Source organism: Methanohalophilus sp. (assembly GCF_030156785.1).
GTDB lineage: Archaea > Halobacteriota > Methanosarcinia > Methanosarcinales > Methanosarcinaceae > Methanohalophilus.
The window spans coordinates 48,800-62,376 of the sequence record NZ_JASGLW010000007.1; the positions used below are offsets into that span (position 1 = coordinate 48,800).

The following is a 13,577-nucleotide window of genomic DNA, read 5'->3' on the forward strand; positions in this document are numbered from 1 at the left end:
TATGGATGTTCATCTGCGCTGGTACAAGAAAAATACCTATAGTCTTGCTGTGCTTGCTCCCCTGCTTCCGCAATCCGATTTTGTGCTAGAACCTGTTGATGGAATAATGATATACAGTTTCAGCACACCCCAGAAAGAAAGCATTTATTCCGAAGTTGATAGTTCCGATACAGATTCAATTTACATAGCCGGCGGCCCTCATCCCTCGGGAGCAGTAGAAGATGCCCTGAAGCACTTTGATTATGTGGTTGTTGGTGAAGGTGAAGAAACCCTTCCGGAACTTGTAAATACGATACGAGGTAGCGGAGACATCGCTGCTGTTAAAGGGATAGCATATATGGAAAACGGAAAACTTGTACGAACTCCCGCACGACTCCATGTAAACCTTGACAATTATCCCTGTTTTGATCCCGATGGGCTGCGGGGTCCGATTGAAATAAGCCGCGGATGCCCATGGGGATGCAAATACTGCCAGACACCCCGGCTTTTCGGAAGCAAGGTTAGACATCGAAGCATTGATACTATTATTAAGTATGCAAAACATTACAATGATCTGAGGTTTACATCTTCCAATGCTTTTGCATACGGTGGCAATGGGATTAAACCGGAATTTGACAAAGTAGAAAAACTTCTGTCATCTCTTGCATCCCTTGAAAACAAAAAAATATATTTTGGGACTTTCCCTTCGGAAGTGAGACCTGAATTTGTTACAGACAAGTCACTTGAACTCATCACCCAGTACTGCACCAATGAAACCATTAGTCTTGGCGCCCAGTCTGGCAGTGAGAGGATCTTAAAGGCAATTTGGAGAGGACATAGCACATCGGATGTCATTGATTCGGTTGAGCGATGCTTTACCCATGGAATCATCCCAGCAGTTGATTTTATAATCGGTTTTCCGGAAGAATCAGAAGAGGAACAGTTACTCACAGTGGAGATGATAAAATATATTACCCGCAAAGGCGGTAAAGTACGTGCCCATTACCTAACTCCTCTTCCGTCAACGCCGTATGAAAATACACAACCTTCACCTGTTTCAAAAGAAGTGCATCGCGTTCTGGGGAGGCTCGCCCAGAAAGGAAAGGTAATCGGTAGCTGGGAATAATAAGTTTTCAGATTTTGTGGCTATGGAGATGCAATTTGCCTTTATGGTAAACAAGCACATCAACTTCTCTCCCGTTCTCAAAGTCTCGCATTCGCAGATCATATTGCCTCTGTACATGACGCAACTTATTTTTGGTAAAGTGCTTCAGGATTGTTTTGAAAAACTCGAGTCTCTGTTTCAGGTACAAAGTTTCATACTCTTTGACTTGGCGGGCGATGTCAAGGCTGGTTTCATCATCCGTTTCAACATGATAGTAGCCATGCTCGTTGAGCCCTGAAACCTGTCTCCAGTCAAGATTTCCCTCTCCATCTACTTCCCTGTGAAGCATATAAGGATAAATCCTACAAATAGATGGCCGTTCACTGTAGATGCTGCAAAGGCCGTTTTTTAGGAATGTGCAGGTCCCGTCTTCCTTGTACCTGAGTGCATATCCCTCAACATAGAAAATTCCATTTTTATCACAAAAATCAAAGTACGGGGCAGGAACGATACAATCCGGATCAACAGCAAGAACTTTATCCACATCTTTTTCCAGCAGGAACACATGGTCATTATATTCTTTGGTACAGCAGCGTGTGCACCTCTCACATTCAAACCCTACTTCCTTTACGATTTCCGCCAGCTTTTCAAGCGGATATGCTTCCAGCTCCTGAAGCTCATCACTGGCAGAATCTATTTCCCGCATAATTTCTTTGTGAGAGGAGTTTTTCATCCTTAGGGCGTGGGAACACATTCTATTTAAAACATGTCAGTGGACAACAAGCACAGGTCTGCTGGCGTTACGGACTATTTTTCCTGCAACGCCTCCCATGCGGACAATGGATGATCCGCTTTCACCTACGGCCCCGATTACGATAAGATCCATATCCTTTTTCTTGGCAAAGGAAATTATCTCTTCGGCAGCATTGCCTTCTGCTATGGTTGTCTTTATGGAAACACCATTCTCTTCTGCGATATCTCGGGCTTTTTTAAACAATTCTTTTCCCACTTCCTTGAGTATTCTTCTTGGAGGTGCCCATGTGGATTGTCCGGAAAGCAGTGAAGGTGGTTCTATGACATAGATTATGTTGGCATCTGCACCAAGAACTGCTGCGGTCGAAAGACCGGTCTTAAGTATTTCATGAGAATGCGCTGTGCCTGCCACAGCTATCAATATCCTGCTGCATTTCATCTAACCCCTCCCTGAATAAATCCCACTAAGAAATTTGGTTGTATGCATTAAATAACTATCGTGTTATTTATCGCTTTAGTCTTTAAGATAGCTGAGAATTCTGGTAGCCAGTTTTTTTCCAATTCCCGGAACTTCCATTATTTCTTTTTCTGATGCAAGCCTGATTTTTTCCACGGAACCAAAGTGCTGGAGCAATGCTTTCTTCTTTTCTTTTCCAAGTCCTTCTACTGCATCCAGCTCAGAATGGGATAAGCGCGAACTTCGTCTCCTGCGGTGCGATGTAACTGCAAACCGGTGGGATTCATCCCTTACCTGCATCAGTAATTTAAGCGCAGGAGATGTATGCGGCAGAATAAGAACTTTTTTTTCTGTATGCTTTGGGAAAACAATGTGCTCGAATTTCTTTGCAAGACCCACAAGCGGAATGAAGATACCAAGATTGTCAAGCGCCTGCTGGGCGGCATTAACCTGCCCCTCCCCACCATCTATGAGAATTAGGTCTGGCTTATTATTATCATCCTCATTGATATGCTTATACCTGCGACCCACTACTTCTGCCATCATTGAGAAATCATCAATTCCTTCAACTGTCTTAATGTTAAAGTGCCTGTAATCCGCTTTTGCGGGCATACCATTACGGAAAACTACCATGGAACCTACAGCATCGGTTCCGGAAATATTGGAAATGTCAAAACCCTCGATATGTAGGGGTATTTTATCCAATCCCAATTTTTCTTTGAGTATCATCAATGCTTCCTCCGGAGATGCATCTGTAGCTTTCAGGGAATATTCTCTTTCCATTGCCATGGAAGCATTCATGATGGCCATTTCAACAAGCTTCCTTTTTTCTCCTTTCACAGGGGTCTGGATACTAACTTTTTTCCCGGCACACTTTGTGAGCCACTTTTCAAGAAGGATCTTCTCGCCTGGCTCCTCCTGCACAACTATTACAGGAGGAACGGGAGAATCACGATAATATTGTACTACAAAACCGGAAATAATCTCATCAATATCCGCTTTTCCTCGATTCAAGATGAAATCAGCCTTTCCAACAAGGTTTCCGCTGCGGACGAAAAATATCTGTACAAAGGCATTTTTCTCGTCACAGACAATCCCTATGACATCCTGATCATTAATTCCGGCAGTACTTCGTTGCTGTTTTTCAAAGTCATGCAAAGCTTTTATATGATCCCTGACCGCTGCAGCGGCTTCATATTGCTGCCTTGCAGCGTATTCTTCCATCTGCCGATTAAGTCGCCACAACAATTCCTTTGTGTCACCTTTCAGAAACTTCACAGCCGTTTCCACGTTTTTCCGGTATTCATCCCTGTCAACTTTCCCGGTACATGGACCCATGCATCTACCTATATGCATGTTCAGGCAGGCTCTCTGCGGTTTTTCGGCAAGCTTTTTTCTGCATTTTCTGATTTTAAATAACTGGTTAATTATGTCCAGCGTTTTCCTTACAGGTTTTACACTTGTGTAGGGGCCAAAATAAACAGCATCGTCCATCAAACGCCGGCGTGTAAGGAAAATGCGGGGATAAGTTTCATTCAGGGTTATTTTAATGTAAGGATAGCGTTTGTCGTCCTTGAGATCCACATTGTAATGCGGTCGGTTTTTCTTGATCAGATTGGCTTCCAGAATCAGGGCTTCGATTTCAGAAGAGGTGACAATAAAATCTATGTTTGATATTTTTTCCACCATTCTTCGGGTTTTAGGTGTAAGATTTGAAGGAGAATGGAAATACTGACCAACTCTTTTTTTGAGATCTTTTGCTTTCCCTATGTATATTATGTTACCTGAGTTATCTTTCATCAGGTAAACACCTGGGAGATTCGGGATTTTTGAAATATCAGGCTTCATTTACATCCTTTTATTTTACTGGCTTTCAAAAGTATAATCCATGAGGTCTTCGTATGTGAGTTTAATGATCTTTTCCAAGTTTACTATGTCCTCGCGATTGTATTCCAGGAGAAGGTCAAGTGCATCATCGTTTCCTCTTTCATAACGATTCCAGAGCCTAATAGCCTCTAAACCGTCGATTCCTATAGTATCCTCAGTCCTTGAAATCCCCAGATCCTCTTCGATTTGCTTGAGTCCGCCTATGTACCCGATTCTTCTCAAGGAGTACATAATATCCGCATGCAGATGCTTAAACTCAATTTGCGGATATTCTTTTTTTATGAATGGCAAATCGAAACGTGCTCCATTGAAAGTTACCAGATACTTGTATTTCAATAATTCCTCAATCGCATCGTCAAGATTAATTCCGCTAACAAAACTCTTCACATCATTCCCATTGTAAATCCCAATGACTGTAATTTTTGAACTGGAAGGTGAAAGCCCGGTGGTTTCAATATCCACATATGCAACAGAATCAGAGAATGATCTGAAAGCTCGCCAGTGTTCCGAAGAGGGAAGGCTGGTGGCAAAATATTCCGAATCCTTTGCTTCTAGTCTATCCATTGATTCCTCTATACCCTGACATATTTTCTCAGATTTGGAACAGGGAAGTGGCAGCTCATGTTTTCTTTCAAGAAACTCATCCCATGAGCGTGTTCCGGTAGACCAGATTTTCTTTTCAACTACCTTGCCTATGCCCGGAATGTGAATATATGAGCTTGTTAGCATGAGAAATCACCTTGAAATGGAGGCTGTGATGAAAATCATATATACCTGTTGGTAGTAAATAAGTAAAAAACCAATGTTAAGTAAGCTTTTAGCCAAACTATTTATTGTTTGAGAAAATGTATTTATATGTACAATTTATGTATGACCTCTAAAATAACAAAGCTGACAGGGAATAACATGCGCGCAGATATCACATCATTGTTCGGCCTGAATGTCTACACCACTTCTGGTACTCATGTGGGAAAAGTAAATGACGTTGTACTTAATGTAGAGGGAGGGGAAGTAAGCGGTCTTGCGATTACCGATATCAACAGGAAAATGTTTGATGTTCCCACAATGGGTGTTATAATACCCTATCGTTGGGTTGTAACATGTGGTGATATTGTCCTTATCAGAGATGTTGTCAACAGATTTCAGAAAAAAGAAACTGAAGAAGAGGAATGATCTTTCATCATGAAAGACCGGGAGATCTATTCTGACTTGCGTTGCGCGCCTCCCATCATCATTCGCATTGACGGAAGGAACTTCAAGAATACACTTAATGAGATTGGATTCGAGAAGCCTTACGATAAGCAGTTTGCCTCTGCCATGGCAGGATCACTGGAGCTTCTTTTTACAAATAGCGGTTTAAATCCCGCATTCTCATACACTTTTTCAGATGAGGCAAGTATCGTATTTTACGACATCCCCTTTAACGGCAGGATTGAAAAACTGGATTCTATTATTCCCAGCTTTTTGAGTAGTGCTTTTACTCTTTTAATGGAACTTGATATTCCTATATCTTTTGATTCAAGAATAATACCCGTACAACCGGATCAAATTACTTCTTACATGCAGTGGAGACAAACTGAAGCATGGAGGAATTGCCTCTTTTCCTATGGATTCTATACTCTTATTTCCGAAGGAATGACTCAAAAGCAGGCTTTCCAAGAGCTATACGGAAAAAAATCCAGCGATATTCACGAATTGTTATTTCAGAGAGGTATCAATATAGCCAGAGTTCCTGCGTGGCAGAGGCGCGGGATAACAGTTCACCGCGAAGAATATACCATAACAGGCTTCGATCCTTTAAGAGAGAAGAATACTGTATCTACACGATCCCGAATTACACAGCAATGGGATATCCCTCTGTTTAGCACCGATGAAGGAGTGGATTATCTCAAAAGATATATAACGTTGGATTGAATAAGGAAGTGCATATTTTTATATCTGTTTCACATTAGCGATGTGCGGTGAATCTATGGAGAAAATTGATCTTATCAAAAGAAATGTACAGGAAATCGTAACCGAGAAGGAATTATTAGAGCTGCTGGAATCCACGGAATCCCCGTCTGTCTATACAGGTTATGAACCAAGCGGCAAAATCCATCTTGGTCATGTACTTACTGTCAACAAACTCCTGGATTTGCAAAAAGTAGGATTTAACGTCACCGTTCTGCTTGCTGATGTGCATGCTTACCTTAATCAGAAAGGGACTCTTGAAGAAGTGCGCAAGATCGCGGATTACAACAAAAGATGTTTCCTCGCTTTGGGGCTTGATCCCGAAAAAACCAATTTTGTTTATGGATCGGATTTCCAATTAAGTTCTGACTACATGCTGAATGTCCTGAAACTTACATGTTCTTCTTCCCTGAATCGTGCCCGAAGGAGCATGGATGAAGTCGGAAGAAAAATGGAAGATCCGAAAGTATCCCAGATGGTCTATCCAATTATGCAGGCAATTGACATTGCTATGCTAGGAGTTGATGTTGCCCTTGGTGGAATTGATCAGCGTAAGATCCATATGCTTGCAAGGGAAGGTCTTCCTAGTCTGGGATATAAATCTCCAATATGTATACACACACCTATATTACTGGGACTTGATGGAAAAAAGATGTCTTCATCCAGTGAAAACTACATCTCGGTTGATGATAATGAAGCTGCAATAAAAAAGAAGATGAAAAAGGCATTCTGTCCCGCAGGTGAAATACATGATAATCCAGTTCTTGCCTTATTCAAGTATCACATCATCCCGCGTTATGAAAGAGTTGTTTTTGAAAGACCGGCTAAATTCGGCGGGGATCTTGAATGTAAAGGCTATGAAGAACTTGAATCCGTATTTGAGAATGGTACTCTCCACCCTATGGATCTGAAAAACGGTGCTGCAAAATACATGAACATGATCCTTGAGCCAGTTAGAGAAGTTCTTCTCTAATTTCTCCATTTCTTGTTGACGCAATTTATTTATCATTTGCAACACAGATTAAAATAAGCGAATCCAATCGAGCGGGGTTTTATGAAATACACATTTCAGGATTCTACAGAGTTACCGGTACAACGTGACTTCATTCGTGATATGCGTGATTTCATGGAAGCTTGCAAGCAGGTACTTCCGGTAGAGAGTGCTGCAATTGAAAAAACCGAGCAGGTTCGGGAAACAACTGCCAGTTTGCAGGCAAAGCTAGAGGAATTAACCGGGATTCATGAAAAGATGCTACAATGCATTGATTCTGTTATAGGGAACAATGATTACGACGAAATAAGAAATTACAGGGATTCCGTCATCAAAACCTGTGATGCTTGTGCCGAAAAGGGCAAAAATGATTTAAAATCAATGCTGGACAATGTTTCAAAAGAACTTGACGATGAAATGGCAGTTATCAAAAGACAAATCCTTTCCATGCTCAATCCCCTGTTTGAAGGTGGTATTTACGGAGCAGAAAAAAGATATTCTGCGATGCAATCGATTGATGGTATGAAAGGAGTCATGACAGCTGATCTTGGACCCATGGAGTACCAGTGTGATCTTACTTTTGATCGCCCATTTGTTACACTAAAATACCTAATGGGTTCTTTGTTCCTTCCCAAATGGTCGAAATCAGGCATTATTTACAAAGAAGCAAAAGTGAAAATGGAAGACGTGTCGGATTTCTTACTTTCCACATTCGATTACGATGGAAAATCACGGATAGAAACTACTTTTAAGAGCAAGAAATCCGATAAAGTCCTGAAAATATTACATGAGGGAGATGAACTCCGCGTTTTCCTCGATGATGTCGAGATTACTGCTGACAGTATGCTTGTTCGCTCAATCAAATTTGAAGAAATAAATGGTCTTCTGACTTCCACAGTAGATTATGTAAAGTCCCACATTAAATCCCAGAGGCTAACATCCCTTCTTCTCAATGGGGAAGATGCTATTCTAAACACAGAGGTATTTGATTGCCTGAAACTGGTTGCTGAACAATATTCTGATATAATCAGGGAGTGTCTCCAGCGTGGTTATGTTGAGGGAGAAATTACCATAAAGATGGAGCAACAGGATGGTACACGTACCGAAAAGTACCTCTCAAAGGCAGAAGTTTTCGAAGAACTCTCCGAACTTGGTAGTGAAGGACTTGAAATTGCAAGCGTTCTTGGTCTGAAATAAACGACGGGATATAAGGCGAATGCTGCAGCTAATGCAAACTTATTTGAGATTGTTTCTGTATATTTGAGTTAAGGATTTATTTATGGAAGCGCCTCTTCTAAATGATATATTAATAATATTCGGATTGTCAATTGCAACTTTGTATGTATGCCACAAGCTTAACCTTTCAATAATTGTAGGTTTTCTTTTTACCGGTGTTCTTGTTGGTCCCTATGGATTGGGGTTGATTGATGCGGTTGAGGAAGTTGAACTCCTTGCAGAGATCGGTATAATTTTCCTTCTTTTCAGCATTGGTGTAGAACTTTCTATCAAGGATTTATGGAAAATGAAGAGAGTGGTTTTCCTTGGTGGCTTCCTTCAGGTCGCAATTACTGCCGCAGTCACGTCTATAGCGTCACTAGAACTTGGATATTCGTATAACGAAGCAGTATTCCTTGGATTCCTGATATCACTGAGCAGTACTGCAATTGTACTCAAAATATTGCAAACCCGTGCTGAATTACACTCTCTTCACGGGAAGAATATTCTTTCAATTTTACTTTTCCAGGATGTAATTGTGGTTGCAATGATTGTTGTAACACCCATTCTTGCAGGAACGGGAGAAACAGGAATTGGAGCAATTCTTCAGATACTGGCAATGGCATTTGCCATCATCTTACTGGTCATAGTTGCTTCACGATGGATTGTCCCATATCTCCTTTTCCAGATCACAAAAACACGAAACCCTGAACTTTTTATGCTAAGCATTATTGTAATTTGTCTCTCTGTTGCATTACTCACTGCGAGTATTGGCCTGTCCCTTGCACTAGGTGCCTTTCTTGCTGGGCTGATTATTTCCGAATCCGAGTACAGTCATCAGGCTCTCGGCAACATCTTGCCATTTCGAGATATTTTCCTGAGTTTTTTCTTTGTATCAGTAGGAATGTTGCTAGATGTGGGTTTCTTTCTGGAGAGACCTTTTTTGATTATATTTGTAGCAATACTCGTAATGCTGGCTAAATCTTTCATCGCAGGTTTTGTATCATCAATGATGGGATACCCTATGCGAACGTCTGTTCTTACAGGTATTGCCCTTTCGCAGGTAGGGGAATTTTCATTTATCCTGTCAAAATTCGGCCTTGATGCCGGACTTCTTGACGTACATACTTATCAGATCTTTCTGGATATTTCAATATTTACAATGGCAGCAACATCGGTTGCAATTGCAATTTCCCCGCGTGTTGCGGACCTTGTGGCGAAATTACCGATTCCCCCAATTCTTAAAAATGGTCTGTCGTCGAACAAACTGTCGTTTCTACCGGATAAAAATGTTCAGCTCAAGGGTCACCTGATTATTGTAGGATTTGGATTTAACGGAAGGACAGTAGCAAAAGCTGCCAAAGCTGCGGGCATCCCATACGTCGTTATTGAGAGTAATCCGCAGAGCGTAAGGGATGGACTTGAAGCAGGACATCGTATATTCTATGGTGATGCATCACAGGAATCGGTACTTGAGCATGCTTCAATCAACACCGCAAAGGTTATGGTAATTGGAATCTCGGATGCTCCTGCTACAAGAAGAATAACATGGATGGCACGTTCTATGAACCCTAACATTCACATTATTGCAAGAACCCGTTATCTTCAGGAAGTTGAGCCGCTTTACGAACTCGGTGCAAACGAGGTTATTCCAGAAGAGTTTGAAACTTCCGTGGAAATATTCGTAAGGTTACTTCGTCGCTATCTTATTCCAGAAGACCAAATCAAGCAATTTATAGCTGATGTAAGGTCAGACAGTTACGAAATGTTGCGTAGTCTATCCTCAGAACCTATATCTTTGGCTGATATGCAATTTGATATACCTAATGTTGACATTGTTTCCCTACGAGTTCCGCTGGGATCAGAGGTTGTTGGTAAGACCTTAAAAGATCTGGATTTGCGACATAAATTTGGAGTTACCGTGCTTGCGATAAGGCGGGGACTTGATGTTATAACCAGTCCTGACGGTGATACAAAGTTGCTCGAAGGAGATATTCTTGTGCTAATGGGAAAACATGAAAAGCTGGAACAATTTGGGGATCTTTTTGTGAATGTGGATGACAACTAAAGGGGTTTGGTTATGGAACGTTCATTAAATACGATAATAGAAAAACTGGATCGCAAAGAGGCTAAGGTTCTGACGTCACGGCAGATTACTTTACTCTATACGGACACCACAACCTTAAAATCCTCAAATAGGGCATCTTCATGAAACTCATGGAAGAATCGTAGATCTCTTATCAAACTGCATTTTTGCAATCTTTTTCTTAAAGTGATCTACCATTACTTCATTAGCTTTTCCGATGGTATTTTACCACAATTATACATTCCTTTAATTGTCGTAAATCCGCGATCAGTTCTTTCAAATTATAGCTTTCTGCTGCTTTATGCTACGGTAACCTTTAACAATGTGTTTATAATATTATCCAAGGTTGGATTGAGGAAGTCGTATGAAAATCATTATCATTGGTGGCGGTGAGGTTGGCTATCATATTGCCAGTTCACTCTACCAGAATAACGATATTGTAGTCATTGAAAATGATGAAGATGCCTGCCTTAGAATTGATGAATTGGATGTGCAGGTAATTCGTGGGAATGGTGCAAATGCTGCAATTCTCAGGAAAATCCTTCCTAATACTAATCTCCTTGTAGCAGTCACTGGGTCAGACGAAGTTAATATCGTATCATGTATGGCTTCCAAACTGATCATGCAGTCAAATCCAAATTTTAAGACAATGGCAAGGGTCAGTAACCCTGATTATATCGACAGTCCTGTTGCAAAAAGGACCCAGCTTGGTATTGATGTAATGGTTTGTCCCGAATTATCCCTTGCATCTGAGATTGCAGATATCCTCTCTATTCCTGCAGCAATTGACACAGAACGATTTGCTGATGGTAAAGTTATGATGATGGAGTTTGTTGTGAAAAAAGACAACGAACTTGTAAGAAAAAAAGTCAAAGACCTCGATCTTCCGGAAGGTTGTATTTTAAGTGCCCTGTTCCGTGACTCTGAATTAATAATTCCTCATGGGGATGATGTAATCCTTGCAGGAGACCACATGGTTATAATGGGAAAATCCAACTCAATGATGGAGATCCCAGCACTCTTTGGCGAAATCGGAAGGAAAAAAAGCCGAATTATGATCATTGGAGGAGGTGTAGTTGGCTTCTATCTTGCTAAACTTCTGGAGCATACACACTTGAAAGTTAAGCTTATAGAGAAGGACAAAGAGCGCTCTGAATATATCGCGGAAGAACTTTCGAACATACTTGTTTTAAGAGGAGATGGGACAGATCTAAACCTTCTTAAGGAAGAGGGGATCGGAGACATGGATGTTGTAATCTCTGTCACTGGTAGTGATGAAAAAAATTTATTATGTGCCCTTCTAGCAAAACAACTTGGCGCAAAAAAAGTAATCGTGCGTGCAGATCATTACGATTATGTTCCTCTCTTTGAAATGGTGGGTGTTGACAGAGCTGCAAGTCCAAAGGAAGCTACTGTTAACGAAGTCTTAAAACTGACAATGGGTACAGGAATTGCGGCACTCACTACACTTGAGGGTGAGAAAGTTGAAATTATAGAGTATACAGTCTCTCCCAATTCAAGAATTGAGGGCACTCCTCTCAAGGATGTCCAGTTCCCGCGTGGTGCCATTGTAAGCATGGTAGTGAAAGGGAATGAAACACATGTCCCCAGAGGAGATTATGTTATTAAAGCCGGTGATCATGTATTGATTTTTTCTCTTCCCTCTGTCCTCCATGAGGTTGAAAAACTCTTCAAATGAAATGAAGTGATTGATTTGAAGTATAAGGTAGTTCTTGGAGCATTAGGATTCATTCTTTGGATATTAGGCGCTTTCATGGCCATCCCACTGATGGTATCGTTTTACTACCACGAATCACCGAACACCTTTGCACTTCCTATTATGATAACGATATTGACGGCTTTCTGTTTGACTATCTTTTTGGAAAGGGAGAATGATGAATGGGACTTACGCGAAGGTTTTTTAATAGTTGCTTTTGGATGGCTTCTCGCGGCAGCATTTGGGTCGCTTCCATATATTTTTGAGGGTTTGCCTCCATTAAATGCTTTCTTTGAATCCATGTCTGGATTTACAACCACTGGAGCTACTGTTTTTACAGATATTGAAAGTCATAGCAAGGGGCTCTTATTCTGGAGAAGTCTGACCCAATGGCTGGGCGGCATGGGAATTATTATGCTTTTCATTGCTATCCTTCCGAACTTGGGAATTGCAGGAAGACAGCTTTTCCGTGCTGAAGTCCCGGGTCCAAAGGAGGACCAGCTAAAACCAAGGATCCGTGAAACAGCAAAGATCCTTTGGATGGTTTATCTTGTAATGACCCTTATGGAATTTGCGTCCCTGACGATTGTGGGGTTACACCCTTACGATGCCATCACCCATACCTTTTCAACGATGGCATGTGGAGGGTTTTCACCAAAAGGGGAAAGTGTGGCTGCATTTGGAGATCCTTTGGTTGAAGGTATTATTACTCTCTTCATGTTTTTTGCAGGTGCTAATTTTGCGCTCCATTACAAATCACTCTATATTGATCGAAAAAGCCTTTTGAAAGATCAGGAGTTCAGGTTTTATTTCTTTTTGATTGTGTGTGCATTTCTCATTCTGGCATATATGTTGTTTTCCACTGGAGTATATTCAATTTCAGATTCTTTTAGGTATGGCATTTTTCAGGTAGTTTCAATAATGACAACTACTGGTTTTGCAACTGTTGATTTCAACCAGTGGCCAGATTCTGCTAAAATTGTGTTATTTACCCTGATGTTTATTGGTGGATGTGCAGGATCAACAGCAGGTGGTGTGAAAGTTGTCAGATTCCTTCTTTTGTTCAAGTATGCACAAAAAGAGCTTTTTAAGGTAATTCATCCAAAGGCTGTAAAACCTATTCGTTTTAACAACAAAGTCGTACCCGATGATGTAATGCAGGCAACTATATCTTTCATGATATTCTATTTTTCTATATTCTTTATCAGCTCGATTCTCCTGTCTCTAATGGGACTGGATTTTGTAACTTCAATGAGTGCTTCCATCGCAACGCTGGGAAATATCGGCCCAGGATTTGCACTAGTTGGACCTATGCAAAATTTTGACATAATCCCAGCCTTTGGAAAGTGTATCCTGATTACCAATATGTGGATAGGAAGACTTGAGGTATTTACGGTTCTTGTAGTTTTCACACCGGCATTCTGGAACAAATAAAGC

Annotated in this window: 13 protein-coding genes; 9 read left to right on the forward strand and 4 right to left on the reverse strand. The window is 41.0% G+C overall.

Going from position 1 to position 13,577, the window contains the following annotated elements; translation table 11 throughout:
* Position 1 precedes the first annotated feature (1 nt).
* Complete coding sequence (locus tag PWQ49_RS05190) at positions 2-1,105, forward strand: TIGR04013 family B12-binding domain/radical SAM domain-containing protein (RefSeq protein WP_300608693.1); 1,104 nt, start codon at positions 2-4, stop codon at positions 1,103-1,105.
* Between the two features lie 7 nt (positions 1,106-1,112).
* Here PWQ49_RS05190 and PWQ49_RS05195 read toward each other — a convergent pair whose 3' ends face one another.
* The 4 genes from PWQ49_RS05195 to PWQ49_RS05210 all read right to left on the reverse strand — a co-directional run bounded on the left by PWQ49_RS05195 (position 1,113) and on the right by PWQ49_RS05210 (position 4,910).
* Positions 1,113-1,817: a YkgJ family cysteine cluster protein gene (locus PWQ49_RS05195; protein WP_300608695.1), complete on the reverse strand. Its 705-nt coding sequence runs from the start codon at positions 1,815-1,817 to the stop codon at positions 1,113-1,115.
* Between the two features lie 36 nt (positions 1,818-1,853).
* On the reverse strand, positions 1,854-2,276 hold the full coding sequence (locus PWQ49_RS05200; RefSeq protein WP_300608697.1) for a universal stress protein: 423 nt from the start codon (positions 2,274-2,276) through the stop codon (positions 1,854-1,856).
* Between the two features lie 75 nt (positions 2,277-2,351).
* Entirely contained in the window at positions 2,352-4,142 is a 1,791-nt protein-coding gene (gene uvrC, locus PWQ49_RS05205) for an excinuclease ABC subunit UvrC (protein WP_300608699.1), read from the reverse strand.
* Between the two features lie 15 nt (positions 4,143-4,157).
* Positions 4,158-4,910: a ribonuclease H-like domain-containing protein gene (locus PWQ49_RS05210; RefSeq protein ID WP_300608701.1), complete on the reverse strand. Its 753-nt coding sequence runs from the start codon at positions 4,908-4,910 to the stop codon at positions 4,158-4,160.
* Between the two features lie 177 nt (positions 4,911-5,087).
* Between PWQ49_RS05210 and PWQ49_RS05215 the strand changes: the two genes are divergently transcribed.
* The 8 genes from PWQ49_RS05215 to PWQ49_RS05250 all read left to right on the forward strand — a co-directional run bounded on the left by PWQ49_RS05215 (position 5,088) and on the right by PWQ49_RS05250 (position 13,574).
* On the forward strand, positions 5,088-5,354 hold the full coding sequence (locus PWQ49_RS05215) for a PRC-barrel domain-containing protein (protein ID WP_300608795.1): 267 nt from the start codon (positions 5,088-5,090) through the stop codon (positions 5,352-5,354).
* 9 nt (positions 5,355-5,363) lie between these two features.
* Positions 5,364-6,095: a tRNA(His) guanylyltransferase Thg1 family protein gene (locus PWQ49_RS05220; RefSeq protein WP_300608703.1), complete on the forward strand. Its 732-nt coding sequence runs from the start codon at positions 5,364-5,366 to the stop codon at positions 6,093-6,095.
* Positions 6,096-6,150: 55 nt separating this feature from the next.
* Positions 6,151-7,104, forward strand: a complete 954-nt coding sequence (locus PWQ49_RS05225; protein WP_300608705.1) for a tyrosine--tRNA ligase — start codon at positions 6,151-6,153, stop codon at positions 7,102-7,104.
* 81 nt (positions 7,105-7,185) lie between these two features.
* Positions 7,186-8,319 (forward strand): hypothetical protein, encoded by a 1,134-nt coding sequence (locus PWQ49_RS05230; protein ID WP_300608707.1) that lies wholly within the window; start codon positions 7,186-7,188, stop codon positions 8,317-8,319.
* 82 nt (positions 8,320-8,401) lie between these two features.
* Positions 8,402-10,405: a cation:proton antiporter gene (locus tag PWQ49_RS05235; protein WP_300608709.1), complete on the forward strand. Its 2,004-nt coding sequence runs from the start codon at positions 8,402-8,404 to the stop codon at positions 10,403-10,405.
* A 12-nt stretch (positions 10,406-10,417) separates the two neighbouring features.
* Positions 10,418-10,549, forward strand: a complete 132-nt coding sequence (locus PWQ49_RS05240) for a hypothetical protein (protein WP_300608711.1) — start codon at positions 10,418-10,420, stop codon at positions 10,547-10,549.
* 238 nt (positions 10,550-10,787) lie between these two features.
* On the forward strand, positions 10,788-12,122 hold the full coding sequence (gene trkA, locus PWQ49_RS05245) for a Trk system potassium transporter TrkA (RefSeq protein ID WP_300608713.1): 1,335 nt from the start codon (positions 10,788-10,790) through the stop codon (positions 12,120-12,122).
* Positions 12,123-12,137: 15 nt separating this feature from the next.
* Positions 12,138-13,574 (forward strand): TrkH family potassium uptake protein, encoded by a 1,437-nt coding sequence (locus PWQ49_RS05250; RefSeq protein WP_300608715.1) that lies wholly within the window; start codon positions 12,138-12,140, stop codon positions 13,572-13,574.
* Positions 13,575-13,577: the final 3 nt, after the last annotated feature.

Bases quoted from the DNA above. Each gene is read 5' to 3' on its own strand.
- PWQ49_RS05240 (WP_300608711.1), top strand. From the start codon at position 10,418: ATGGAACGTTCATTAAATACGATAATAGAAAAACTGGATCGCAAAGAG.
- PWQ49_RS05200 (WP_300608697.1), bottom strand. From the start codon at position 2,276: ATGAAATGCAGCAGGATATTGATAGCTGTGGCAGGCACAGCGCATTCT.
- PWQ49_RS05215 (WP_300608795.1), top strand. From the start codon at position 5,088: ATGCGCGCAGATATCACATCATTGTTCGGCCTGAATGTCTACACCACT.
- PWQ49_RS05195 (WP_300608695.1), bottom strand. From the start codon at position 1,817: ATGAAAAACTCCTCTCACAAAGAAATTATGCGGGAAATAGATTCTGCC.
- PWQ49_RS05210 (WP_300608701.1), bottom strand. From the start codon at position 4,910: ATGCTAACAAGCTCATATATTCACATTCCGGGCATAGGCAAGGTAGTT.
- PWQ49_RS05220 (WP_300608703.1), top strand. From the start codon at position 5,364: ATGAAAGACCGGGAGATCTATTCTGACTTGCGTTGCGCGCCTCCCATC.
- trkA (WP_300608713.1), top strand. From the start codon at position 10,788: ATGAAAATCATTATCATTGGTGGCGGTGAGGTTGGCTATCATATTGCC.
- uvrC (WP_300608699.1), bottom strand. From the start codon at position 4,142: ATGAAGCCTGATATTTCAAAAATCCCGAATCTCCCAGGTGTTTACCTG.
- PWQ49_RS05235 (WP_300608709.1), top strand. From the start codon at position 8,402: ATGGAAGCGCCTCTTCTAAATGATATATTAATAATATTCGGATTGTCA.
- PWQ49_RS05190 (WP_300608693.1), top strand. From the start codon at position 2: ATGGATGTTCATCTGCGCTGGTACAAGAAAAATACCTATAGTCTTGCT.
- PWQ49_RS05230 (WP_300608707.1), top strand. From the start codon at position 7,186: ATGAAATACACATTTCAGGATTCTACAGAGTTACCGGTACAACGTGAC.
- PWQ49_RS05225 (WP_300608705.1), top strand. From the start codon at position 6,151: ATGGAGAAAATTGATCTTATCAAAAGAAATGTACAGGAAATCGTAACC.